The following is a 25,416-nucleotide window of genomic DNA, read 5'->3' on the forward strand; positions in this document are numbered from 1 at the left end:
TTCTTCGGGGGAGGCCCCGGGCTCCGGGGGGCGTCACCCCCCGACAGTGAATCCCCAGGGAATCCCCCTCGACCCCCCGAGCTCCCCTCAGCCTACCTGTACCGAGAATCTACGCGGGTAGATACCCCTGGCCGCAGATCACGTCCTGATATAGCGGGGCAGTGGGGCCGGAAAACCCGGGCGAAAAATCTGCGGCCGTCATCCACCCATTGACGCAGGACACGCTGAAATAATTGACCGGGCTTCACAATGTCGCACCTCCCGCTGTACAAAGGAATACAGCGAAAAACAGCATTGTCCGAGAACAGCCGGAAGACCGGTGTCGCCGCACGTCAGCCCTGCGCAAACGCGGGCCCGGAGCGCCGCGGTGCCGCAGGAAAGGACCGATATCCGTGGCGCAGCGCGTAGTGGTCACTCTCTCCGACGACATGGACGGCGGAGAAGCGGCGGAAACGGTCGCGTTCGGTCTGGACGGCAAGTCGTACGAGATCGACCTGAATCCCGCCAATGCGAAGAAACTGCGCAAGGCCCTCGCGCCCTACGTGGCCGCGGGCCGCAGGCAGACAAATGCGAGCAAGCGCGGCAAGCTGCGCGCTTCGTACCATCACACGTCCCTCGACCCGGACCCGGCCGCCGTCCGCGCGTGGGCGCAGTCGCACAAGATGGACGTGCCGGCCAGGGGCCGCATCCCCAAGCGCGTCTACGAGGCGTTCCGCGAGGCGAGTTGAGCCACGGGTGGGGGGGTGGGGGCGCTCACGACGCCCCGGGCGCCCTCGATTTGCCATCCACCCCGGGTGATCGGCTAGAGTCTGGAACACGCCGAGGGGCAAGGCCGAAAGGCAAGAACCTCCGGAGCGTGCGGGTGTAGTTCAGTAGTAGAACGCCCCCTTTCCAAGGGGGAGGCGCAGTGTGCAATTCCTGTCACCCGCTCCGCATCGCTCTCCGACCACTTCGGTGGATCGGGTAGAGTGATGAGCACATCGCCCGCTCGATGTGTGCGGACGTGGCTCAGTTGGTAGAGCATCACCTTGCCAAGGTGAGGGTCGCGAGTTCGAATCTCGTCGTCCGCTCAGTGATCAAAGGCCCCGGTCTCATCGACCGGGGCTTTTGGCGTACCCGGGCACGCTGGTTTCTCCTGCCGCATGCCCGCCCAGGATCCAGATCGTTCCCCACCTGACGCCGACACCGCGTCGGCCCCTCGCGTCGCGCTCTGATTCGGCTGCCGCGAGCCCGAGTTCGGCAAGCCGCTTCGCGATCGGGAGGACGGCCGCGTACGGGAAGACGGCGCGCAACGACACGGTCGTCACCCGTCCGCACGGAATCCGGGTCCGGACCGTCGGGTCCGCGCTCAGCCGGGCCCGGACTACCGGGTCCGCACACAGCCGGGTCCCGGACTACCGGGTCCGCACTCAGCCGGGTCCCGGACTACCGGGTCCAGACAGAGCCGGGTCCCGGACTACCGGAAGTGTCGGGGACCTTGTGACGGCGGCCACAGATGTACGGGGCCATCCCCGCCGCCGTGCAACCGTCGCACGGCGGCGGGGATCGAACGGGAACGAGGTTGGGTATAGTGGGGGACGCACCACAGCGCATGCGGACGTAGCTCAGCTGGTAGAGCGCAACCTTGCCAAGGTTGAGGTCGCGAGTTCGAACCTCGTCGTCCGCTCGTGAGAAGGCCCCCTTCCCCATCGGGAAGGGGGCCTTCATCGTTCCCACAGTGCCGGGTTGCCGCCCTGCCGCCCCCACCGCGCCGCCGCACCGGTACCGCCCGAGGCCGCGGCCCGGACGCTCACGTCCGGGCCGCCGTTTTCTCCGGATACTGGCTTTCGCGTTCCAGCTCTCCGTGTTCCGACTCTCGTGTTCCAGCTCTCGTGTTCCAGCTCTCCGCGTTCCGGTTCTCCGGACAGCGGTTCTCCTCCGGGGTCCGGATTCGGGATTTCTCCGGGTCCGGGTCCGGTTCCGCGCTTCCTCACTTCCAGGTGATGCCCGTGATGCGCCGGTAGGCCTCCAGGTACTTGGCGCGGGTCGCCTCGACGACGTCCTCGGGCAGCTCCGGCGGCGGCAGCTCGCCGTTGCGGTCCCAGCCGGACGTGGGGGACGTCAGCCAGTCACGTACGTACTGCTTGTCGTACGAAGGCTGCGCGTGGCCCGGCTCCCACTCCTCGGCGGGCCAGAAGCGGGAGGAGTCGGACGTCAGCACCTCGTCGGCGAGGACGAGCCGGTCGCCGTCGAAGCCGAACTCGAACTTGGTGTCGGCCAGGATGATGCCCCGGTCCCGGGCCACGTCCCGGGCCCGGCCGTAGATGTCGAGCGTCGTACGGCGCAGCTGCGCCGCCGTCTCGGCACCGACCTGGCGGGCGACCTCCTCATAGGCGACGTTCTCGTCATGGTCGCCCACGTCGGCCTTCGTCGCGGGCGTGAAGATCGGCGCCGGCAGCTCGGACCCGTCCACGAGGCCCTCGGGCAGGGCGAGGCCGCAGACCGTGCGGGTCTCGCGGTACTCGGCGAGGCCGGAACCCGTGAGGAAACCGCGGGCGACGCATTCGACCGGGAGCATCTTCAGCGCTGTGCACACCATCGTGCGGCCCTCCCAGTCGGCGGGGGCGCCCGCAGGGAGGTCGGTGGAGATCACATGGTTCGGGACGATGTCGGTGAGACGGTCGAACCACCACATCGAGAGCTGGGTGAGGATCCTGCCCTTGTCGGGGATCTCCGTCGGCAGCACCCAGTCGTACACGGAGATACGGTCGGTCGCGACCATGACCAGGTCGCCGGCCTCGTTGCGATAGAGGTCGCGCACCTTGCCCGTATGCAGGTGCTGGAGGCCCGGAACCTCGATCGGCTGCGGTTTCTCCACGAATCCGGCCATGTCCGTGCGCCCTTCTCTGCGATCCCCTGACGGGTCTCTCTGATGGCGGGGCCTCCGCCTGTCCTGTCCGGGTCGACCTGCCCGGGCCGCCCTCGCCGGGCCGCCTGTTCGGGTCGCCCTCGCCGGTACGTCCTGCTCGACGGTCTCGCGGCCCCCGGTGATCTGCGCGATCACTCCTTCGATTCTCCCGCACCGGCGGAGCACGGCAGTCCGCAGGGGCGGCCCACCGCCGCATCCGCCAGGTCGGCGGGTCAGGAAGGGCCGCGCGGCACAGCACCCCGCCGGCCGTCGGGCGCGGGCGTCCGGCCACGGGCCAACGGGCCACGGGCAACGGGCAACGGGCAACGGGCAACGGGCAACGATGATCCGTTACGGCGGACCGACAGCGAGCGTGCGGTCGGCGGGGGACGTTCGTCCGGACACACAGGGCGCTCGCACGGCAGCCGAGGGCATGCACGGCTCGGCAGGGGGTTCGGGGCTCAGTCGCGCTTGCAGATGCGGTCGAGCAGGTTGGCGGTGGCCCGCTGGATGCGCGAGTCGACATGGCCAGGACGATCCAGCGCCGGCGACCAGGCGAAAGTCCCGGAGGCGAACACCAGCGCACCGGACGGGGCACGGTAGAGGGAGGTCTCCTGATGCCTCGGCGCCCCTTCAGTGTCGCGGTACGGGGAGTGCGCGAGCAGCATGCGGTCCTCGTGGTCCGGCAACGGGGCGCGGGGGAAGTAACGATCGGCCTCACCCGCCACGAGTCCGTCGATCCGGTCGCCCTCGACCGCGCCGGAGGCCTCCCACAGCCAGTGATCGACGTTCCTGACGACGAGCGGGTGCGGCTCGGGGACCCGCCCGGCGTACTGGATGCCGATGATCTGCTGCTCGGCGGTGTCCACCTCCCGCCAGAGCGACGGCTTTCCGGGACCGTGCCGCTTGCGGCAGGTCAGCAGCCGGTCCGGCACGCCGGAGGCGGACGGGCCCAGCTCCACCTGCCAGTACATCGAGTTGGCGGAGAGGAAGACGAGCGAGGTGCCGATGTCGCGGGCCCGCTCCACGGTGCGGCGCATCGGGACGGACCAGTACTCGTCGTGGCCGGGAAAGACCAGACCGCGGTACCGCGAGGGGTCGACGCGACCCGCGTGCAGGTCACGGGCGTCGGCGTAGGCGAGGTCGTAGCCGTACCGCTCGGCCCAGCGGATGAAGTCGTACGCGTGCCCGACATGCAACGGCAGACCGGCGCCCGCGTACGGGCGGTCGAATGACACCGTGACGGCGGCGTCCTGTTCGCCGAGGAGCCGGCCCTGCTCGTCCCACGCGTGGTAGAGGCTCGCGCCCGTCCTGCCGTCCTCCGGATAGAGGTTGTAGGCCTGCCAGGTCAGGTCGGGGAGCAGGAGGAGCAGGTCGGCGGGGTGGTTGTCCCGGACGGTGAAGGGGACGTGGGAGCGGTAGCCGTCGGCGGTGGTCAACACGGCCACGTAGGCGCCGATCGACCAGTACGAAGGCACCTGCAGCCGCCAGGACAGCCACCAGTGGTGGCAGGAGACCGTACGGTCCGCGGTCATCGGCGGCGGCTGGACGATGCCCGCCAGCCGGGGACTGGTGATGATCTTGCGGGCGCCCTCGCCGTTGTAATGGCCGATGCGGTAGACGTCGACCGAGAACTCCTGCGGTGGGTCGACGGTGACATGGAAGTCGAGGGCCTCGCCCGGGGCGACGGCGCCGCTGGACGCGAAGCCCTTGATCTGGCGGCGTACGTCGTCGGCGGTCCTCGGACCGCCCCGGGCCCGGCCCAGGTCCGGGTCCGCGTACCAGGGAACGACCTGTCCCGTGTCGTCGAAGTAGTTCTCGCTGCCACGGAGCCAGGGCAGGGGGCCCTGGCCGAAGGGGTCGGTGACGGCGTGTGCGAGTGCGCCCGACTCCCACCGCCGGATGTGGTCCGCCCCCATCGTGCGCCCCTTCTTCGAGCCCCCTGGACACGCGGTGCTGGGGACCGCGGGCACTTCGGTGACACGAGATGTCGGGCGCCGGCTGTCAGCGCCGACCCCCAGCACATCACATAACGCACGCGGCTCGTCACCGATCGTCGCTAATTGACGCGAGCGGAGGGACCCATTCGGGAGAACTCTGGGGGGTTTGGTGCGCACTGGGGCGATTGGTGCTGCTGGGACGGCAGTTCGGGAGCGCGGCGAGCGACAGAGGTACCTCACGGCGGTGCCGGATGTCACCGTGCCGCGCGGTGTTCACCCCCGCGGGCCCGTCCCTCGCAGCCGCGTGATGCGTTGCGACCGCGTGATGCGTTCGGAACGGATCCGCGGTGTTCGTACGTCTTCGCGTGTCTTCGCGTGTCTTCGCGTGTCTTCGTACGGATCTCCCCGGCGAGACTGCCATCGCGTGGCTCCCCCGCACGGCGGCGATCCTGGCAGGCCACCCCAAGCCCCCCGAACGGCCGTTGGTCAGACGAGCCGTACGGGTTTCTCCGGCCGGACTCCGAGGGAGGTGAGCCAGCTCCGCAGGGGCCCGGGGTCACCGTCCTCGACCAGGCTGTGCACAGGCCCGCTGAGGTCGGCATGCCGCTCACCCCGTACGAGCAGGGTGGGGCCGTCGAGCCAGTCGAGTCCGGGATGCGCACCGGCCGTGTCCACGGCGGAGCAGCAGACCATCGCGGTGACGTGGTCGGCGAGCAGTTCCCGGCCGCTCCTCGGCGGCTGGAGGGGAACGAGGGGCAGCGGGTCACTGGCCCTCGCCGAACGCCCGCCCGGCCCGGTCGACGCGCCCTGCGACGCGGCGGCCTCGCGGGCGAGTTCGGCGCTGATACGGGCGGCGAGGGCATCGGCGGGGGTGTCCCGCCCGGCGGTGCGGATGTCCGCCGCGGAGTTGGTCCGGATGTCCTGCGATCCGGCGGGGCCTGACGGTTCGGCTGGGTCTGACGGGTCGGCTGGGTCAGCGGAGTCAGCGGGGTCAGCAGCGTCGTCGACCGAAGGGCTTTGCGCCGGGTCTCCGCAAGCGCGGCCGTCCGTGGTCCCGGCATCCACCGGGGTTCTCCGGACGGCACCACTGGTGGTTCCGGGGACCGCCGGGTTCACGGGCGCGGTGCCCGCCGTGGTGGCCTTCGGGGCTGTGGCATCCGGGAGCGCCATGTGCGGGGACTCCGTGTCCGGGGAAGCCGTGTCCGGGTCCATCCGCTCGCCGAAAGCCGCGTCCAGCGCTTCCAGGCCGCGGGGCACCACCGGGAGCGTGTCGTCGCCGGGGTCGCCGAGCAGCGCCTCCGGATCCGCCGCCGGTGTCTCCTGCGAACGGGAGGCTCGCGGCTCCCCGCCCGGGTGCTGTCCGCCGACCCGCTCCGAGGCTCCGGCAACCGGGCCCGCACCGGCCGAACCGGTCGGGTCCGTCACACGGGACATGACCGGTGTCCCGCCGAGGGCGCCGTCGTCGCGGCCCTCACGGAGCGGGCGCCGGGAGAGGTGGTCGAGGACCCGGCTCAGCGTCGGGCCCATCGGACCCTGCACGCCGCCCGGGTGGCGCCCGCCCATCTCGTCCAGCACACGGTGGAGCCGGGCCGCCTCCGTACGCCATTTACGGTCGACCACTTCATCCGGATAGTCCTGCCAGTCGATGGGCGACCAGTCCGGTCCGCACTCGGCCGGTCCGCCGTGGAAGAGCCGGGCGGCCAGCAGGGAGGCGGCCTCGTCCATCGTGCCGGGCTCCTCCAGGAGGTCGCAGGCCGGCCGCTCGCCGAGTCGCGAGGCGAAACCTTCGGCGAGGCGGTCGCGACGGGACAGTTCGGTGAGAGCCGAGACGACGCCCGCGTCGAGCCGGGCGGGCCAGCGGCCCATGCGCCAGGCGGGCAGCGCGACCCGCGTAAGCAGCCGGTCCCAGCCCGCGTAAGCGAGGCCTACCTGTTCCTGCGCGACGATCCGCAGTCCGTAATCCACAGCCTGTGCACGCTCGGACGCCGCAGCGGCGACCCCGCGTTCCATGAGGGCCGCGTGTTCCCCGCAGGCACGGAGCAGGAGCCGGGCGATCCGGCCGACCGGGACGAGCACCGCGGCACGCAGCGGGCCGGGATGCGGCCGATCGGCGACCGCAACCGCCGCGTCGAGTCCCCGTACGAACCGGCGGGCCGCGGCTATGTCGGGATGAGCCGCGGAGCCCGTACCCGCCACGACAGGGGCGAGGACGGCCCGCAGCTCGGCGATCCGCATCCACCAGAGGAAGGGCGACCCCACGACGAGGACGGGCGCGACAGGCGCCGGGCGACCCGTCCGCACGGACCGGCCGTCCCCCCTCTCCGCATTCCCGCCCGTGCTTCCCGCGAACGACCGCCCCGGGGCGGTCGCGTGTGTCGCGTGGGCCCGGTGCGTACGGTCCTCCAGCCAGCTGTCGCAGTCGGGCGTCAGGGCTATCGCGGACGGCGGTGGCACACCGAGCCGCTCCGCCAGGTCCCTGACCAGGCGGTACAGATCAGGAGCGGTTTTCTCCGCGACAGCGACCGTCGGACTCAGGGCGGGCTCGGCCCGCGCGACCACGGCCGCCACCGCGCCGGCCAGCAGCAGGACGACCACCGCGAGGCCGGAGACGGCCCACCGGGCGATGTCCCAGCCCGTGCCCGTCAGCCGCCCCGTGCCCGCCGCGACCAGCAGGACCACGGACACCGCCGCGGGCAGCAGGGCCACGCCCAGCCCCCTGCCGCGGACACGCAGCACGGCCAGAGCCCTGGCGCGGGCGAACCGGGCGCCCACCTCGTCGCCGATGGTGGCACCTGAATCAGTGGTGCTGGAACTGGACACGGTCGGACCTCACCCCCTCTGCCCCGCGACGGTTGCTCACTCCCCCACTGTGGCATCCGTCACTGACATCGCAATGCCGGTGGGCCAAGTGCCGGAATGCCTGCGCCGCACCCTAGTTGGGCCGTGGGCGACCGTCACACGGTTGGCTCAGCCGTCACCCGATGGAATGGCTTTGGGTAAAGGTGCTGGCATATCGCGACCGATCCGTTTCGCGATACGACAAAGGCTCGATACGACAAACGGCACCGGCGAACGAGCGAGTCACGGCCCATTGCGCGCTGCTATCCGCTATTTGCTCGCTGCTCACTGCTCGCTGCTCGCTGCTCACGACCTTCTGGTTGCCGGGCAGGGCTCACTGCTCACTGCTCACGACAAAAGCCGTCCGACACAGGCGGCCGACACATGACAAAAGGCGCCCGGCTCCCTGAGGGGCCGGGCGCCTCACGCCGGTCGTGGACGTGTCGCCGGTCAGCCTTCGGCGGCCCGCCGGGCGATGTCCGTACGGTGCTGGGAGCCGTCGAGGCGGATCCGGGCCACGGCCGCGTACGCCCGTTCCCTGGCCTGCGTGAGGTCCTTGCCGGACGCGGTCACGGACAGCACACGGCCTCCCGCGCTCAGCACACGGTCGCCGTCGAGCCGGGTACCGGCGTGCAGTACGTACGCGTGCGGGGCGTCCTGCTCAGCGACATCAGCAAGGCCCTCGATCGGGTCGCCCGCACGCGGCGCCCCGGGGTAGTTGTGGGCGGCCACGACGACCGTGACGGCCGCGTCGTCACGCCAGTTGAGCGGCGGCAGACCGGCCAGCTCGCCCTCGGCCGCGGCCAGCAGCACGCCCGCCAGCGGGGTCTTCAGACGGGCCAGCACCACCTGCGTCTCGGGGTCGCCGAAGCGGGCGTTGAACTCGATGACCCGCACACCGCGCGAAGTGATGGCGAGCCCCGCGTACAGCAGACCAGCGAACGGGGTGCCCCGCCGCCGCAGTTCGTCCACGGTCGGCTGGAGCACCGACTCCATGACCTCGTCCACAAGCTTCGGGTCGGCCCACGGGAGCGGCGAATATGCGCCCATCCCACCGGTGTTGGGGCCTTCGTCGCCGTCGAGGGCGCGCTTGAAGTCCTGCGCCGGCTGCAACGGAAGGACGGTCGTGCCGTCGGTGATCGCGAAGAGGGAGACCTCCGGGCCGTCGAGGAACTCCTCGATGACGACCCGTCCGCAGGCGAGAGCGTGCTCCCGGGCGGCGGTGACATCGTCGGTCACCACGACGCCCTTGCCGGCCGCGAGGCCGTCGTCCTTGACCACGTAGGGGGCCCCGAACGCGTCGAGCGCGTGGTCGATCTCCTCCGGGGTGGTGCAGACGTAGCTGCGGGCGGTCGGGACGTTGGCGGCGGCCATCACGTCCTTCGCGAACGCCTTCGACCCCTCCAGTTCCGCGGCCTCCCGGCTCGGACCGAAGCAGGCGATCCCCGCGTCGCGCACCGCGTCGGCCACGCCCGCCACCAGCGGAGCCTCCGGACCCACCACGACGAGCCCGGCCTCCAGCCCGGTCGCGAGACGGGCCACGGCGGCACCGTCGAGGGCATCGACCTGGTGCAGCTCGGCCACCTCCGCGATGCCGGCGTTGCCGGGCGCGCAGTGGAGAGCGGTCACGTCGGGGTCGAGGGAGAGAGCGCGGCACAAGGCGTGTTCGCGGGCGCCGCCGCCGATGACAAGGACCTTCACGTGAGCCAGCCTATCGGGCGGCCGTACGGGCACTTCGCCCCGTCCGTGAGACCTCGTACGGTTCGGCGGAATCCGGACTCCGTGGGACGGGCCGGCCGGACCGGATCGACGTGAGCGGGATCGGCCGGAGCGGCATCGGCCGGCGCAGTGGTCCACAGGAGCGTGATCGGTCGGATCAGGGTCGTCCGGATCAGAACCACCCGGGCGGGATCGGCCGGAATCAGCCGGGCGGCACGGGCCGGGAACCCGGAACAGGTCGGCTGGGAACAGGTCGCCCGGGGACAGCTCCCCTGGGAACAGGTCGCCTCGGGACAGGATCAGCCCGAACTCGATCGGCGAAACCCGGCTCGCTGGGAACGACGCGGCCGGGCGAGGCCGGCCACCGGCTACTCGTTGTTGTGCTCCTCCACCACCGTCGCGCGCAGTTCCCTGACGATGAGGTCGTGACCGGAGAGCGTGGAGTCGACCAGGTCCGCGTCGTCCTCCTCCGGGATGTCGTCCTCGATCGCGACCGGAGGCCGGGCCGGCGGGGCGTGCGAGGCGGGGGCGGAGTCCGCGCCGGGTGAGTGTTGGGCCTGCTGCGGCCGTGGCACGGCCTGGCCGCCCGACGCCCCGGAGCCGCCGCCCGCCGCATTCTCCGTACGCGCTGCGGACACGGAGCCGGCATGCCCCGGCGACGAGGTCCCCGGGGAGCTGCCGTACGCCCCCGAGGGCCCCTGCCCCGCACCGCCAGCGGCGCCAGGGGCAGCGTCCGGCGTAGCCCCGCCGCCCTGCCCCGTACCGGCCCCCGCCGGACGGCCTCCGGAACCGTACGCGGGCGGGCCGCCGTACCCTCCGGAGCCCGCTCCTCCACCGCTGAAGCCACCGCCGCCGCCCCCGGAGGACGGCGGGTTGGTCCCGCCCGAGGGGTCGACGACGGCCTCGATCTTCCACTGCACGCTGAACTGCTCGGAGAGCGCCTGTTTCAGCACTTCCTCGCTGCCGCTGCTCGTGAAGTTGTCCCGCGCGCCGGCGTTGATGAAGCCGATCTGGAGCGTGGTGCCGTCGAAGCCCAGCACCTGCGCGTTCTGGCTGAGGAGGATCCAGGTGAAGCGCCGGCGGTTCTTGACGGCCTCCAGGATGTCCGGCCACATGGTGCGCACCTGGCCCGCGCCGCCGGCCTGGGCTCCCCCGCCGGGTCCCGGGGCGGCGGAGGCGGGCGCAGGGGAGGACGGCTGCGGCGCCTGCGCGGCTGCACCCTGAGTGCCGCCCCCTCCGCCACCGGTACTCGCTCGTCCGCCGCCACCCGCCGTGGGCCAGCCACCGGGACGACGCGCGTCACCGTCCCCCGCGGCTGCCGGGGACTGCGGCTGAGGCTGCGACTGCGACTGCGGCGGAGCGGCCGGGGGCGCGGCCGCCCGCGGCACGTGCTGCTCCGGCGTGGGCGGTACGTACTCCACAGCGGGCGGTGCCGACATCCCGGGTGCGACGGCGCGAGGGGGCGCCGTGTACTCCACGGCGGCCGCCGTCACACCGGCGGCCATACCCCGCTCCAGCCGCTCCAGCCGCGTACGCACCGAGCGTTCGTCGTCGAAGGCGGCGGGCAGCAGCACACGCGCGCAGATCAACTCCAGCTGAAGACGCGGCGACGTCGCTCCCCGCATCTCCGTCAATCCCGTATTGACGAGATCGGCGGCCCGGGACAGTTCGGCGGCGCCGAAGACGGACGCCTGCGCCTGCATCCGCTCGACCAGGTCCACGGGCGCATCGATGAGTCCCTTTTCCACGGCGTCGGGAACCGCGGCCAGGATCACCAGGTCGCGCAGGCGCTCCAGGAGGTCGGCGACGAACCGGCGCGGGTCGTTGCCACCCTCGATCACCCGGTCCACGACCTCGAAGGCCGCGGCGCCGTCGCCCGCGGCGAACGCGTCCACCACCGAGTCGAGCAGCGAAGCGTCCGTATAGCCGAGCAGCCCGGTCGCCATGGCGTACGTCACACCGTCCTCGGCGGCGCCGGCGAGGAGCTGGTCCATCACGGACATGGAGTCACGGACCGACCCGGCGCCCGCCCGCACCACGAGCGGCAGCACACCCTCGGCGACCGGGATCCCCTCCTCACCGCACACCTCGCCCAGGTAGTCCCGCAACGTGCCGGGCGGCACGAGCCGGAAGGGGTAGTGGTGGGTACGGGAGCGGATCGTGCCGATGACCTTCTCGGGCTCCGTGGTCGCGAAGATGAACTTCAGATGCTCCGGCGGCTCCTCGACGACCTTCAGCAGGGCGTTGAACCCCGCCGACGTGACCATGTGCGCCTCGTCGATGATGTAGATCTTGTAGCGGCTGCCGACGGGCCCGAAGAACGCCTTTTCCCGCAGGTCACGCGCATCGTCCACGCCACCGTGGGAAGCCGCGTCGATCTCGATGACGTCGATGGAGCCCGGCCCGTTGCGGGCGAGGTCGCGGCAGGACTGGCACTCGCCGCACGGGGTCGGCGTCGGGCCCTGCTCACAGTTCAGACAGCGCGCGAGGATCCGCGCGCTGGTGGTCTTGCCGCATCCCCGCGGACCGCTGAAGAGGTACGCGTGGTTGACGCGGTTGTTCCGGAGGGCCTGCTGTAGGGGGTCGGTGACGTGCTCCTGCCCGATGACCTCGGCGAAGGTCTCGGGGCGATAGCGGCGGTACAGCGCAAGCGAGGACACACCTACGACGATATCCGCCCCCTATGACAACGCCCCTCACGCACCCGCCAGAGCCGACTTACCCTTGCTGCCTTCCGGCCCTGGGGGAGTTCAGTCAGATAGCGCCACGTGAGGGGCTGACCCACACAGTACCTGATCGGATGCCGCCCTAACGAGTTCGCGAGCACTCCCTCCGGTCTTGTATGGTTCGTCGCGGAGGATTCGCCTAGTGGCCTAGGGCGCACGCTTGGAAAGCGTGTTGGGGGCAACCCCTCACGAGTTCGAATCTCGTATCCTCCGCTCATGCTCTCACCGGGCATAGCGTCGTGGGGCCCCCTCGTTCGCGAGGGGGCCCCACGGCGTTGTTGGTCTCAGTTTTGGTCTAAGTTGTGGCAGCGAGGGCATCGCGGCAAGGCTCGGGACCAGCCACTCACACCTGGAAGGCAGCCCGCAGCTCCCCGTCCCGGAGCAGTTCGAGGACCCCGGGCTCCTCCGCAGCGAAGATCCGGGGGGCGTCCCCGGACACAGCCTTGTGTAGCGCGGCGTAACAGACGTCGGCAAACGGCTGGGTCCGCATACGGTAGACCTTGCGGCGCATGTTCTTGCGGTCTCCGTCGGCTCGAGCCCGGGCCCAGCCCTCCAGATCGTCTGCCAGGTTCAGCCAGGCTTCGGCCCGGACCCGTGGCCGCTTTCCTTCGTTCAGGCCGCACACCTTGATGGTCCACTCGCCTTTCGGGGAATCCTCGACCGGGCGGTAGACACCACTGGCCAGTCCGAGGTCCAGGTGATCGAAAGGGTCCTCGCGTGTCGGGTCCACAAGCAGCGAGCCGACAAGACCGTCACTCCGGTACTTGTTGCCCTTGAAGCGCGTGTTACACGTGGAGCAGGCCAGCAGGAGATTCGGCCAGTAGAAGGTCCGAAGGCCACATTGGGACTTGGGCACGAAGTGGTCCACCGTGTCCGCCAGGTGATTGCCGCAGTACATGCAGCAGTCCACGCCAGGAGCCATGTCCTCCAGGGCTTCGCGGACCGGCCGGTAGACGTCCCGCCGAACGGTCTTGCGCTCCCACATCCGCTCGGCTTGCTCGCCCCGCTCAGTGACCGGGGTCCTGGCCATCTCCTGGGTCAGGACCAGCAAAGACGCTTCCAGTTCGGTGGGAAGCCGCGGCCGTACGATCCTGATCACGAGTCGTCGGTCTCCCGCCTCCTGGACCGCGGGCTGGAATCCTCCACATAAGTCGCCTGAGTGCTGGCCAAGGTCTGGCGCAGGGCGCGGAACCGTTGCACTGTCTCCGGATCGGCATCCCCAGCTGCGACCTCGTACTCCAGGTCCGCCAGTTCCTCCCGCAGTTCCTCGGCGCGACGGGAGAACGGGGACTGAAGGCCGAAGAAGTCCGAAAGGACCGCGTCGTCGCCGGTGCCATAGACGATCGTCCGGTACTCCTTCTCGTCCACGACCTCCGGTGGACCCTGCTCGTCCGGGCTGGGCAATCTGATGAGACCACCGGGATCCGCAGCCTGACAGATGTAGGGGCTGTGCGTGGTGACGATGAACTGCACCGCAGGGAAGTGGGCCTTGAACCACTCACCGATGCGCTGCTGCCAGGAGACGTGGAGATGGGCGTCCACCTCGTCGATGAGGACAACCCCCGGGTATGGCAGATACGGTCTGCCATCGTTGTCGCGGCGCAGCTCCAGTGCCCCGTAGGCGGCATGCATCTGCCGCACAAGATCCAGGACCAGTGCCGTGACAGTGCGCAGGCCGTCACTCATCCGCCACTGCGCGACGAGTGGGCCCTCGCCGTCAGCATGCCGCAGCCACAGTCCTCGCGAGCTGACCTTCTCGACGCGGAAGCGGCCCGGCAGAAGATCGTCGTTCAGAAGCGCGAGTACCGACTCGAGCAGCTGTGCCGCCCCGGGTTCGCCTTCCAAGCGGCGCGTGTGCACGGAGACGAGCCAGACCACCGATTCCGTGAGTGCCGACTGTTCTTCGAAGAGGGTACGCAGAGCCTCGGCACGATCTGGGTTCTGTCGGTCCCGCTCAAACAGGCCGGTGCCGCTAAGACGCCGGAAGGGGCCATAAGCGGCATGGAACCAGCCCTGCGGCGGTGAGGACGACCACAAGAGGTTGGCCGTCTTGGCACCCGGGTCGGGCCGGAACCGTACACGGGTCGGAGGTGTGTCCTCCGCGCTGAGCGGCTCTCGGCCCGGTCCCCACACCAGCCCGACGGTGCGCGGATCAGAGCGGGCAGGAGCCCCGAGGTCAGCACTCGTGTCCGCTCTGAGGGAAAGCTCCACACTCGCCCGGGTCTGCCCGTAAGAGAGGTAGTCCTCCACCTCGCCATCCAGCCGACTCGCCCGTTCAGGACCGGCCAGAGCCAATGCGACGGCCCTGAGCAGGGTGGTCTTCCCGGAACCGTTGCGGCCGGCCAGCACCGTCCACCCGGCGAAGCTTCCGTCCGGACGCGTGAAGTCGAGGTCGCAGGCCCGAGCGCCGCGGAACCCGCGCACGCCGTCGAGCCGGAGCCTCGTTACATACACCGCAGCGTCCTTCCTGGTGTTTCCCCTGGCCTCCCATTCGAGCCGGGCTCGCTGGCCCGTCGCAATCTATCGCCCACTGTACGGACGCGCACTGACAGCGACTCGTCGCGGCCAGTGGCCGGATCCGGACGGTCAGCGTCCGCGATGCCGCGCACGTACCGTACGCACGTACGTCAGTTGATGTAATGAGTGAGGCTGGCGAGCCAAATCGGAACGCGTCCGAAGCACGAAACGATGAAGTACGGGGAGGGGTCGTGAACGTTGCCGGCACGCAGGCGGACGACAGGGCCGATAGAGCTCTGTGTGAGGCCGGATGGCGCGTGTGCGCCCCACATGAGCGTGACCTTAGGCCGGATGCGAAGGCTGTCCGAATCATTCACCCGCACGACCCCGGCCTCCATGTCTACCTCCTCTACGTCGACCAGGACCTGAGCGGCCTCGTCGTGGCTGGAGCGGACACGGCCGATCCTCGCGACCTGATCGCCGAAGCCGACCGACTCGCCGCCCCGCTCGCCGAAAAGCACCCCAAGCGCGCCTGGCAGGGACGCTCCCTGCCCTTCCGCTACGGAACCAACGGCCACGTCTGGCGCTTCCGCAACGCCCTCGACGCCGAACGCCTTGACGGCACGCCTGCTCCCGACGCCCCAGAGGGCGGAGCGCGCAGTCGCTACGTTTTCGCCCCGGCCCGCCCGGCCGCTGTCGCCCGCTGGAAACGCGATGCCGCGCGCAATCCCGAAGCGCCAACCCTGCGAGCCCGACTGCGCCGCCTGCCTACCGTCCTCCTGGATCCACAGCGGCAGTTGTACGAGGCTCAGCGCCGCTCGATCGAGGGTCTGGAGAATTCCCTCGCGGCGGATCAGCCAAGGGCCTTGATCCAGATGGCGACCGGTTCCGGCAAGACGTACACCGTCGTACAGGCGAGCCACCGGCTCCTTGAGCACGCGAACGCCCACCGGGTCCTCTTCCTCGTAGATCGCAACAACCTGGGTGACCAGGCACGCGACGAGTACCGCGACTTCGTCCCGGCGGGTTCGAAGAAGGCTCTGCACGAAGAGTTCCCTCTCAAACACCTCTCGGGCGGGAAGTCGGGCCTGGCCGACTCCGACAAGATTGTGATCACCACAATCCAGAGACTGTGGTGCAAGCTGTCCGGTCAACCCCTGCCGGAACCGGGCAGTGAGGGCGAGGAGGGATTTGAGGCTGATGGCACGGCAGGGCTCACGGCTGGGCGTCCCGAAGTCCTTTACTCGGCCGAGCTCCCGCCCGATTACTTCGACTTCATTGTCATCGACGAGTGTCACCGCTCGATCTACGGGACCTGGCGGCCCGTCCTTGAGTACTTCGACGCGCACATCGTGGGCTTGACCGCGACCCCGATCGGGCCGACATTCGCCTTCTTCAACGAGAACCTCGTCAGCACGTACTCGTTCGAGGAAGCCGTCGCCGACGAGGTCAACGTCGACTACGACGTCTACAAGATCTCGACACGGATCAGCCGTGAGGGCTCGCTGATCCGGGCCACGACGTCAACAGTCGCCCCCGATGGCGCGATCGAGCAGCTGAACACGGTTCTCGCCCACGTAGATCGCGTGACGCGAACACAGCACTGGCGCCAACAGGAGGAGGACGAAGCGTACGCACCGTCCGACCTCAACACGCGCGTGGAGTCCACCGGCCAGATCCGCACGATCATCAAGACCTTCAAGGACAACCTCTTTACGGAGATCTTCCCGCCGCAGGTGGACCTCGGCACCGGCGAGGTTGTCCACGAGCGGAAAGTCGTGCCCAAGACGCTGATCTTCGCGGCAAGCGACAGACACGCAGACGCGATCGTGGACGAGGTGCTTCGCGCGTGGGACGGCGTCGGAGATGGCTTCTGCAAGAAGATCACCAGTGCGGCGTCCCGCCCTAACAAGGCCATCCGAGACTTCCGCAACAAGCCCGAGATCCGGATCGCCGTCACCGTCGACATGATCGCCACTGGTACCGACATCCCTGCTCTGGAGTGCCTCGTCTTCATGCGGGACATCCGAACCTGGTCGTACTTCGAGCAGATGAAAGGCCGCGGTGCTCGGATCATCAAGCCTGAGGTACTGAAACAGGTCACCGAGGACGCTCTGTGCAAGGACCGCTTCGTCATCGTCGACACGGTCGGAGTGACCGAGCACGCCATGGTCGACGCGAGACCGCTCGTACGAGACGGGATGGCAGAGACCCCCAGCCTTGAAAGGCTTCTCAAGGAGTGCGAGGACGGACGTCCGCTGTCGGCTGACGACGTCGCCACGCTGGCCGGCCGTCTCAGCCGTCTCGGCCGGCGCCTGGACGACGAGCAGCTCGCCCGGATCGAAGGCAGTGCGGGTGGCAGGAAGCTGACCGAGCTGGTGACGGGCCTCGTCCTGGCGACCGACCCCGACAGGCTGACAGGGGAGCGAGTGAGGGCCGCTGTGGGGGACGCAGTGTCGGGCCTTCCGCAAGCCGACGACCTGGGGAACGCCGAATCGGACCCGGAATCGGCTGAGGACGCGATCGACGCCATGCTGATCGAGGCGATGCGTCCCTTCATGGAACGGGATGCGCTGCGCGAGGCGCTGCTGGAGGCAGCGAGAGAGCGTCGCTGGATCAAGATCGACCACCTCAGCCGGGACGGCGGTGTGATCGCCGAGGGCGTGACAGATGTCATGCGCGCCGAGCGGACGGTAACGGACTGGCGCAAGTACATGGAGGACCAGCGGGAACGGTTCACCGACCTACGCATCGCCTTCGAGGAACGCTGGCCACTGAGCGAGGTACGGGAGCGGATCGACGAGGTTCTCGGTCTGGTCAGTCCGCCGCAGCAGCGCTGGACTCGCCAGCGGCTCTGGAAGGCGTACGTCGACTTCGGCATTGCGCGTAACGGGCGGCGAAGAGGTGCGGGGCTGCCCGAGCTGCTGTCGGTACTGCGCTTCGAGCTGGGACTCGACGGGGATGAGTTCCGGCCATACCGGGATACCGTGGAGCTCCGCTTCCAGGAGTGGCTCGCGCGGCAGGAGACGGCGGGAGCGACGTTCACGGAGGACCAGCAGGAGTGGCTGCGGCGCATCGTGGGCGTGGTTGCCACCTCGGCAACCGTGTCGTTGGACGCGCTGGACCAGCATGCGGTGTGCCGGGCTGAGGGCGGCTGGAGCAAGTTCAGGGAGGTGTTCGAGGGAGGCCCCCGGACACCGGACGAGCTGATTGATGAACTGGATCGGGAACTGGGTGCGTGAGCGTGGATAGCGGTGAAGGGGCTTTGGGATCGCCGGGCAGCTCGGAGGGAGTGGGGCTGCTGCCGATCGGCTGGGCCTGGGCCGACCTAAACGACCTTCGATCCACAGATGAACGCCCCGTCACGGATGGCCCTTTTGGGTCGAATCTAGCATCACGGCACTACACCGAATCGGGTGCGCGGGTGCTGCGCTTGCAGAACATCGGGGACGGTGAGTTCCGTGACGCGCGAGCCTACATCTCGATGGATCACTTTGAGCGACTGACCTCGCATGAAGCACTGGCTGGCGACCTTGTGATCGCATCCCTGGGAGATGACCTGCCGCGAGCCTGCATCGTTCCGCAGGATGCGGGTCCGGCGATCGTCAAAGCCGACTGCATTCGCTTCCGAGCGCATGCGGACATCTCTACTGGATGGCTGCTTCGGTCCCTGATTTCCCCAGCAACCAAGCGGCACGCGGCTGCCAGTTTGAAAGGCATTGGACGCGCCCGCCTAGGGCTGAACGGAATCCGATCACTCCCCATCCCTGTCCCACCTGCCGCCGAACAGCACCGCATCGCCGACGCCCTGAACGAGCGCCTCGCACGGCTGGAAAGGATCGAGTCGCGTCTCCTAGTTACTCAGCGGCGCTTGGAGAAGCTCCGCGACTTTGTCATGCTCGCCGCAGCGACAGGTGTTCTGGCGTGGGATGCCGCCCCACAGCAGATGCCCATCGCCGGCTCCCCAGCAGTCAAAGACGGCACTCTGCCCCCGCTCGCCGCAGGCTGGCGCTGGGCCCGGCTCCAGGACATCGCCGACGTCGTCGGCGGCGTTACGAAGGACTCCAAAAACCAGGACGACCCCGTCCTGTCCGAAGTTCCGTATCTGCGTGTGGCCAACGCACAGCGTGCCCGGCTGGAACTGTCGCAGGTAGCCACGATCCGCGTCGCGCCGAAGACGCTCGACAAGCTCCGACTCCGTGACGGCGACCTATTGATGACTGAGGGCGGCGACCGGGACAAGCTCGGACGCGGATGGATCTGGGAAGATCGGATCGAGAACTGCATCCACCAGAACCATCTGTTCCGCGCCCGGATCTTGGAACAGTCGACGCGCCCTAAACTCCTTGGCTGGTACGTCAATTCGGCGGCACGTTCCTGGTTCGAGGCAAACGGCAAGCAGAGCGTGAACCTCGCCTCCATCAGCATCTCCAAGGTCAAGCTACTCCCGGTTCCAGTACCGCCAACTGACGAGCAGGCGCAGACGGATTTCGTCGAGCTCGGGGAGCGAGTCCTCGCGCGCGTCGATCGTCTCGTGAACGCCTGCGAAACGGGCCTCGCCCACACCACCGCCCTCCGCCATGCTCTCCTCGCCGAAGCCTTCGCTGGCCGCCTCGTCCCCCAGGACCCCGACGACGAGCCCGCCGAGGATCTCCTCAAGCGCATCCGCGCCGAGCGCGAGGCCGCCGAGGCAGAGCGGAAAGCAGCACGGCGGGCTGCCGCCCAGGCCAAGCGGAAGAGCCAGGCCAAGTCCAAGGTTCCTGTCCCGGCAGACGCCTCGCCGCCCCCTGCCCCCACCACAGACACCCCCCTCCCTGAGGGCGAACAGACCTCCCTCCCCCTGGAGTTCAACGCGTGAAGCTGGAAGCCCGCCGTCTCGTCGAGCGGCTCTGGAACTACTGCAACGTTCTGCGCGATGACGGCGTCTCGAGTCTCGAGTACCTGGAGCAGCTCAGCTTCCTGGTGTTCCTCAAGATGGCCGCCGAGATGGAAGAAGCCGATAGGGACCTTCCCCAGGACAAGCGCCGCCGAGTCCTGCCGGACACCGAGGACTGGCGTAACCGAGGCTGGACGGACCTGCTTGACCGCACCGGCAGCAGCCTGGAAGAGGAGTACACCCAGCTGCTCACCGACCTGGGCAAGCAGGGTGAGGGCGAGAACACCACCCTCGGCCTCATCTTCTACCGCGCCCGCAACCGGCTCCAGAACCCCGCCAACCTCCGCCGCCTCATCGTCGACCTGATCAACAAGGAGAAGTGGCTCAGCTCCAGTAAGGACATCAAGGGCGACGCCTACGAGGCGCTGATCGCCCGGAGCGCCGAGGACACCAAGGCCGGCGCTGGGCAGTACTTCACGCCGCGCGTGCTCATCGAGTCCATCGTGCGGTGCATGCGGCCCACCCCGGACGACACCATCACGGACCCGGCCTGCGGCACCGGCGGCTTCCTGCTCGCCGCGCACGGTTACATCGTGCAGGAGTACGGCGAAGACATGTCCACGGAGGAGTCCGCCCGTTTCGACAAGGGCGCAATCTGGGGCACCGAACTTGTCCCAGCAACTGCCCGCCTCGCCGCCATGAACCTGCTCCTCCACAAGATCGGCAAGCCCGAGGGCGAGCCCCTCATCCATGTGGAAGACGCCCTTGCCAGACCTCCCGCCAAGCGAGCCTCGATGGTTCTCGCCAATCCGCCCTTCGGCAAGAAGTCCTCGATCGTGATCACCAACGTCGATGGCTCGGTCAGCCGCGAGGACATGTCCTACCACCGAAAGGACTTCTGGGAGACCACCACCAACAAACAGTTCAACTTCGTCCAGCACATCGCGAACCTACTCACCGACAACGGCCGTGCCGCCGTAATCCTCCCCGACAACGTGCTCTTCGAAGGTGGTCGGGGCACGAGCATCCGCCGCGAACTGCTCAAGCGCTACAACCTCCACACCATGCTGCGCCTGCCCGCCGGCATCTTCTACGCTGGCGGCGTCAAGGCCAACGTCCTCTTCTTCGACGCTGCCCCACCCCGCCGCAGCGAGGACGAACCGCCGCACACGCAGCAGCTCTGGGTGTACGACCTGCGAACCGGCAATCGCTTCACCCTGAAGCAGAACCCACTGCTCCCCGGGCACCTCGAGGACTTCGAAAAGCGTGCGTTCGGCGTAGGCATCGGCGACCAGGATGGCGCCATCGACCGCCGGGTTCCCGAAGGCCGCCTCCAAGTCTTCGACGGTGCCGAACTCGTTGCTACTAAGGACGTCAATCTCGATATCGGCCTGATCGAACCGGAGGCGGCCGAGGCCAAGTCTCTGACCGAACTAACGCTCGCTCTCTCTGCAGACCTGCACGGGGCGCTGCTGGAACTGGAACACCTTGCAGCCGATTTGGACATTCAGTTGCCGCCGGCGGCGACGTAGCTGCGGCAAGGGAGTTATGTGCATAGCCGGTTAGGACTGGTCTGCTCATCGTCCCCCTACCACTCGTCGATGTCGCCGTACTTCCCCGGGTTCCGAGCGCGGTCCGCAGCCTGTGCACAAGCCTCAGCGAAGGCCGCCTCCACGGCGTCCTTGTCCGTGCCTCGCACCTGGGCCTCGACCTCCTGGCCTGACCGGGTCGTCGGGCCGTGCGCCAGGCCGAGGCCCGGTCGGTGTAGCGGTCGGTCTCGAAGTCCCAGGCCGGTACCGACCACTGCTCAGGGAGTCCAGTCGCTGTGCGTTCCCCACCGGGGAGGAACAAGGCCCGTGCTTGGAAGACCAAGGCCCGCTCCGGCACGCGGTCGCGGATAGCGCTCGTGCCGCTGGGGCACTGGTGCTCCCAGCGCCAGCGGTCCCATTCCTCGACCCCGGCGGTGTGGTCGGGCCAGTCCTCGCTCCAACGTCCGACGACCTCTTCGGCGTGCTCGCGGTGGAGGAAAGGCACACGACGCCCGCCCAGGTAGGCGACGTGAACCACCAGTTCGGCGGGAACGGGACTCTGGCCGGCACCCGGCGCAGCGCTTCCCACGGTCTCGTCCGTGCCCCACAAGAGGCCGCCCACCTTGGCGGCGGTGTCCTTGAGGACGCGGCTGGTCAGGTGCTGGTAGCGGCGTCGCATCCGGGCGGACTTGCCAGGTTCCCAGCCCATGATGGAGTCGACGATCGCATCGGAGACGCCGAGGATGAGCAGGACAGTGGCCGCGGTGTGGCGGGCGTCGTGAAGACGGGCATCACGAACGCCAGCGGCCTTCAATAGCTCCTTCCACTTGTGGTAGTCCGTGTTCGGGTTCAAGGGCTCGCCGGTGGGTGAGGTGAACACGTACCCCTCTCCCTCCACAAGTCACGCGCCCGAGCTCGCTCGTGGGCCTGCTCCTCGCGATGCTGCCGGAGTAGCTGGAGCAGCTCGTCGGGCACGCCAATGGGCCTCTGGCCCGCCCGGGACTTGGCGTTCTTCGTCTCGCGTCGGGTGTTGATCTTCTGAGGGCAGAAGCCCGGCTCATGCTCTCACCGGGCATAGCGTCGAAGGGCCCCACCGGTCGCGGTGGGGCCCTTCGACGTTCCCACGACGGCGCGGTCTCATCCGGAGTCTTAACGAGACCGGCCGGCCCCCTCCGTACCGCTTCGGCCGACCGTGCCGAGCGCGATCAGCCGTTGCGGGTCGATACGGTGCGGGTCGGTGCCGTGCGGGTCGGTGCCGTGCGGGTCCAACTCGCGTCCGCCTTCCCACCGGTCCCCGAGCGGTTTACGGTGACAGCCGACAGCGTCTTGACTCTCATCGCACGGCGAACTTCTGGGCCGCGGAGCCGTTGCAGTCCCAGATCTGCAGCCGCGTACCGTTCGCGGTGGCACCCGACGGCGAGTCGATGCACCGGCCGGTGGTCGGGTTGGACATCGAGCCGTCGGCGTTGGCGACCCAGTTCTGGTAACCCCCGCCGTTGCACGTGGCGAGCTGGAGCTTCGTACCCGCGGCACTGTTGCCGCCGGCGATGTCCAGGCACCTGCCGAGGGTCCGCAGGGTCTGGCCGCTCCAGGTCCAGTGCTGGTCCTGGGCCGCCGACTGGCAGTCCCACAGCTGGACCGCGGTGCCGTCGCCGCCGGTGTCGTCCCCGGCCACGTCCACGCACTTGCCGCCCGGGCCGGCGATCGTCCCCGAACCGCCGCCCCCGGAGCCGGGTGCCTTGTTGTAGACGGCCACCGAATCGATCACCATCTTGCCGCCGGAGACCGTGGCCGCGTTCGGGCCGCCACCGAAGGCGTCCGGGAAGCCGCCGCCCATCGCCAGGTCGTAGATGATGAAGAACGGGTGATCGATCGCGTCGGACCAGGTCGTCGCGTCCACCTGGTTGGCTTTGACGGTGAAGAAGTTGTTCCCGTCGAGGTAGAACCGGATCTGCTCCGGCGACACCGAGCGGTCGATCTCCGCCGCGTAGTCGTGGAAGCCGGTCTGGCAACCGGAACAGGCCCGCTCACCCGAGCCGATGCCGGTCGATTCGTTGCACGGCCCGCCCGGGCTCACCCCGCAGTGGATGGTGCTGAAGTCGGAGCTGCGGCCGTTGATGTCCTCCATGATGTCGACCTCACCGGACTTCGGCCAGGACACACCGGCCCGCAGCGGTGCGCCGAGCATCCAGAAGGCCGGCCAGTAGCCCGCACCGTTGGCGGTGCTGACGTTGGGCTGCTGGAGGACCGACTCGATGCGTACGACTCCGCCGGCCGGAGCGCCGAAGGTTGCCGCCTGGGTCTCCACGCGCCCGGACGTCCATCCGGCCCGCGGGTCGGAACCGGAGTGCTGGGCCTGGAGCACCAGGTGACCCTGGCCGTCGTGGAAGACATTCGACGTGCTGCTGGTCATGGTCTCGATCTCGCCGGTGCCGAAATTGCTGCCCGGCCCGGTGTCGTACTTCCACTGGCTCTGGTCGATACCGGTGCCGGACGCGCCGTTGAAGTCGTCGCTCCAGGTGAGCGTGAAGCCCGACGGCGTCGGGGGCACTGCCGCCCCTGCGTCCGCTGTCGCGACGGCGGTGGCCGCCACCGTGAGCGCGACCACAGGAACCAGCTTGAGCGTTCTCTTCCACCTGTCGAGCTGCGGTCTTGCACGATTGAAGCGCATGTGTCCGACCTCCGGGGAAAGGGCAGGATGCCGCGTGTCCGCTATGCCTCCGGCGGGGCACCACTGGGCGCACGATGCCGACGGACGTCAGCCGGCCCGGCAGGACAGACACGGGACCTTGTCATGGACACAGCTTGTCGATCGGCCCGACATTCGACAAGACGGTCGGCGCTTTTTGCCGTCACGGAGCACCCGAACTCCGGGCACTCGGCAACCCCCGTTTCACCGGTCTCACGGCTACCCCGGCCGACCCGCCTCGTCCCTGTCCGCGACCGCCGTTCCGCGAGATTCTCGCGGCGACCGAGAACCCTTGGTCCGTCACGGCACCGAGCAGCCGCTCTCGCCGACGACCACTGCCCCGGGTCGCATTCGCCGTCCGCGAGGGGTACGACCACTCCCCGAACGGCATCGCGCGACGTACGACGGAACTCACCGGCAGCCATCCGACGGGAGTACGCGCCACTCGACGTCTTCCACCGGCCGCGAGCCGCCCGCTCACCCGGCTCATGCCGGCGGTGGACGATCCAACGTCCCTCGCCGCACCAGGAAGGACCCCGCGTCCTTCGTCGCCGCTCCCACCGGGCGCGACACGGAAAGCCCCGCCTCCCGGCGCCTTCCACGGGGCTCTCCGCGTATGTGCCCCAGTGGGAAGCACCCGGCCGTCCTGCCTGGGTTCCTGGCGTCCTGCCTGGGTCCCTGGCGTCCCGCTTGGTAGCGGGCGTCCCACCTGATCGCGGGCGTCCTGCCTGGTCGCAGATGTCCTGCCTGGTTCCGGGTGCCCGTCAGCGCGCGTCGGCGAGGACCGGCGCCTGCCAGACGTCGATCACGATCCGGTGCTGCTTCGGGCTCAACGCCGCCTGGCCACCCGCGTAGTTCCGGTCGACCTTCGCCGCCTCTGCCGCGCTCGGCTTGGCGTCGGTGCACGACGTACCGGGACCGTGGCCGGACATCAACTCCGAGCACGGACCGGTGTAGTCGTCAGGCAGCCCGAGGATGTGCCCGGTCTCGTGCGCCGCGATCCGGGTCATGTCGTAGCCCTCATCGACCGCTTCCTGGCCCAGTTGCACCTGCCCTCTGCTGCCTCCCGGGACGATCGGCCCGAGCGTCGTCTGGGGCCAGCCACTGGTCGCCACGTAGACGAAGTTGGCAGATCCAGGCGAACTCGCGGGCTGCAGGCGCACGTTGTGTTCTGCGGCGTTCCAGTTCTTCGCGCCTTGCGTGATCGCGCCCGCCCACTGTCCTGCTCGGCTGGCGTCGTAGGTCAAAGTGACCACCGCTGCCGTCGTCTTCGGCGCCGGGTGCGCCAAAGCCGCACCGGACGCGGCGCCCAGCATGGCCGGGATCAGTGCCGCCACGGCTGCTATCCGCTTGATCATGAGCCTCGTTCCCCTCCCTGACGTCGGGTGCCTGTGAGCCACAAGGGCACCACGCCATCAGCGGACGCCACAAGTAGGCCTCATACAAGGGCAGTTGATGGAGATCACCCACAGCCGTGATCTTTTGTGCCGCGTCCTGTGCGTCACGGGCAGCCTGCCTGACGAGGCCCCCACGGGGTTCGGGTGGTTCCCTGGGCGCCGTGTGACGGACGATGGGTGCTGACGGGTGCGCGCGAACGTGAGGGGCAGCGTAGTGACAGACAGCGAATCCATCCGGGCGGAGTCGGACCTCCGGCCACGCGGTGGGGGGCAGGAGAGCACCGCGGCCGCTGCGGCCGTGGACGGGGCGGAGCCCGCACCTGACCCCGTGTCCGAGGAAGGCGAACCGCGTCCTCGG

The 25,416-nt window shown here is 69.1% G+C and carries 13 protein-coding genes, 4 tRNA genes, 1 other RNA gene and 1 pseudogene; 8 read left to right on the top strand and 11 right to left on the bottom strand.

Going from position 1 to position 25,416, the window contains the following annotated elements; all coding sequences use genetic code 11:
- Window positions 1–392 precede the first annotated feature (392 nt).
- From OG310_RS16650 to OG310_RS16665, 4 genes are all read left to right on the top strand, one after another.
- Window positions 393–728 (top strand): histone-like nucleoid-structuring protein Lsr2, encoded by a 336-nt coding sequence (locus OG310_RS16650; protein WP_329456669.1) that lies wholly within the window; start codon window positions 393–395, stop codon window positions 726–728.
- Between the two features lie 130 nt (window positions 729–858).
- Window positions 859–930 (top strand) — tRNA-Gly (locus tag OG310_RS16655).
- 67 nt (window positions 931–997) lie between these two features.
- Window positions 998–1,070, top strand: a tRNA-Gly gene (locus tag OG310_RS16660).
- Between the two features lie 523 nt (window positions 1,071–1,593).
- Window positions 1,594–1,666: transfer RNA gene (locus tag OG310_RS16665), tRNA-Gly, on the top strand.
- 303 nt (window positions 1,667–1,969) lie between these two features.
- Here OG310_RS16665 and OG310_RS16670 read toward each other — a convergent pair.
- The 6 genes from OG310_RS16670 to ffs form a co-directional block, all read right to left on the bottom strand.
- Entirely contained in the window at window positions 1,970–2,869 is a 900-nt protein-coding gene (locus tag OG310_RS16670) for a phosphoribosylaminoimidazolesuccinocarboxamide synthase (RefSeq protein WP_329456670.1), read from the bottom strand.
- A gap of 479 nt (window positions 2,870–3,348) precedes the next feature.
- A complete protein-coding gene (locus OG310_RS16675; protein ID WP_329456671.1) occupies window positions 3,349–4,806 on the bottom strand; it encodes a N,N-dimethylformamidase beta subunit family domain-containing protein in 1,458 nt (485 codons plus the stop codon).
- A gap of 507 nt (window positions 4,807–5,313) precedes the next feature.
- Window positions 5,314–7,647 (bottom strand): hypothetical protein, encoded by a 2,334-nt coding sequence (locus tag OG310_RS16680; RefSeq protein WP_329456672.1) that lies wholly within the window; start codon window positions 7,645–7,647, stop codon window positions 5,314–5,316.
- A gap of 468 nt (window positions 7,648–8,115) precedes the next feature.
- Window positions 8,116–9,366 (bottom strand): phosphoribosylamine--glycine ligase, encoded by a 1,251-nt coding sequence (gene purD / locus OG310_RS16685; protein WP_329456673.1) that lies wholly within the window; start codon window positions 9,364–9,366, stop codon window positions 8,116–8,118.
- 386 nt (window positions 9,367–9,752) lie between these two features.
- Window positions 9,753–12,044, bottom strand: a complete 2,292-nt coding sequence (locus OG310_RS16690; protein WP_329456674.1) for a DNA polymerase III subunit gamma and tau — start codon at window positions 12,042–12,044, stop codon at window positions 9,753–9,755.
- Between the two features lie 22 nt (window positions 12,045–12,066).
- Window positions 12,067–12,165, bottom strand: an RNA gene (gene ffs / locus OG310_RS16695) — signal recognition particle sRNA small type.
- 73 nt (window positions 12,166–12,238) lie between these two features.
- On the opposite strand from ffs, the gene OG310_RS16700 reads away from it, so the two are divergent.
- A tRNA-Ser gene (locus tag OG310_RS16700) sits at window positions 12,239–12,323 on the top strand.
- A gap of 130 nt (window positions 12,324–12,453) precedes the next feature.
- On the opposite strand, the gene OG310_RS16705 is transcribed toward OG310_RS16700, so the two are convergent.
- Both OG310_RS16705 and OG310_RS16710 read right to left on the bottom strand, forming a co-directional pair.
- Window positions 12,454–13,209: an HNH endonuclease gene (locus OG310_RS16705; RefSeq protein WP_329456675.1), complete on the bottom strand. Its 756-nt coding sequence runs from the start codon at window positions 13,207–13,209 to the stop codon at window positions 12,454–12,456.
- Window positions 13,206–14,564, bottom strand: a complete 1,359-nt coding sequence (locus tag OG310_RS16710) for an AAA family ATPase (protein ID WP_329456676.1) — start codon at window positions 14,562–14,564, stop codon at window positions 13,206–13,208. Before OG310_RS16710 ends, OG310_RS16705 begins: the two co-directional genes overlap by 4 nt.
- Window positions 14,565–14,818: 254 nt before the next feature.
- Here OG310_RS16710 and OG310_RS16715 point away from each other — a divergent pair, with 254 nt between their 5' ends.
- The 3 genes from OG310_RS16715 to OG310_RS16725 are packed head-to-tail and all read left to right on the top strand — an operon-like array spanning window position 14,819 to window position 20,975.
- Entirely contained in the window at window positions 14,819–17,809 is a 2,991-nt protein-coding gene (locus OG310_RS16715; RefSeq protein ID WP_329456677.1) for a DEAD/DEAH box helicase family protein, read from the top strand.
- A complete protein-coding gene (locus OG310_RS16720) occupies window positions 17,806–19,425 on the top strand; it encodes a hypothetical protein (RefSeq protein ID WP_329456678.1) in 1,620 nt (539 codons plus the stop codon). Before OG310_RS16715 ends, OG310_RS16720 begins: the two co-directional genes overlap by 4 nt.
- Window positions 19,422–20,975, top strand: a complete 1,554-nt coding sequence (locus OG310_RS16725) for a class I SAM-dependent DNA methyltransferase (protein ID WP_329456679.1) — start codon at window positions 19,422–19,424, stop codon at window positions 20,973–20,975. Before OG310_RS16720 ends, OG310_RS16725 begins: the two co-directional genes overlap by 4 nt.
- Before the next feature lie 56 nt (window positions 20,976–21,031).
- Here OG310_RS16725 and OG310_RS16730 read toward each other — a convergent pair.
- The 3 genes and pseudogenes from OG310_RS16730 to OG310_RS16740 form a co-directional block, all read right to left on the bottom strand.
- Window positions 21,032–22,031 (bottom strand): annotated as a pseudogene (locus OG310_RS16730) (tyrosine-type recombinase/integrase); the annotation flags it as partial.
- A gap of 274 nt (window positions 22,032–22,305) precedes the next feature.
- Window positions 22,306–23,643 (bottom strand): ricin-type beta-trefoil lectin domain protein, encoded by a 1,338-nt coding sequence (locus OG310_RS16735; RefSeq protein ID WP_329456680.1) that lies wholly within the window; start codon window positions 23,641–23,643, stop codon window positions 22,306–22,308.
- A gap of 782 nt (window positions 23,644–24,425) precedes the next feature.
- On the bottom strand, window positions 24,426–25,019 hold the full coding sequence (locus OG310_RS16740) for a snapalysin family zinc-dependent metalloprotease (protein ID WP_329456681.1): 594 nt from the start codon (window positions 25,017–25,019) through the stop codon (window positions 24,426–24,428).
- Between the last annotated feature and the right edge of the window lie 397 nt (window positions 25,020–25,416).

The sequence above is a fragment of the Streptomyces sp. NBC_01497 genome, from assembly GCF_036250695.1.
GTDB lineage: Bacteria > Actinomycetota > Actinomycetes > Streptomycetales > Streptomycetaceae > Streptomyces.

Coding starts and splice junctions, on each gene's coding strand:
- OG310_RS16740 (WP_329456681.1), bottom strand. CDS start 25,019: ATGATCAAGCGGATAGCAGCCGTGGCGGCACTGATCCCGGCCATGCTG.
- OG310_RS16735 (WP_329456680.1), bottom strand. CDS start 23,643: ATGCGCTTCAATCGTGCAAGACCGCAGCTCGACAGGTGGAAGAGAACG.
- OG310_RS16675 (WP_329456671.1), bottom strand. CDS start 4,806: ATGGGGGCGGACCACATCCGGCGGTGGGAGTCGGGCGCACTCGCACAC.
- OG310_RS16670 (WP_329456670.1), bottom strand. CDS start 2,869: ATGGCCGGATTCGTGGAGAAACCGCAGCCGATCGAGGTTCCGGGCCTC.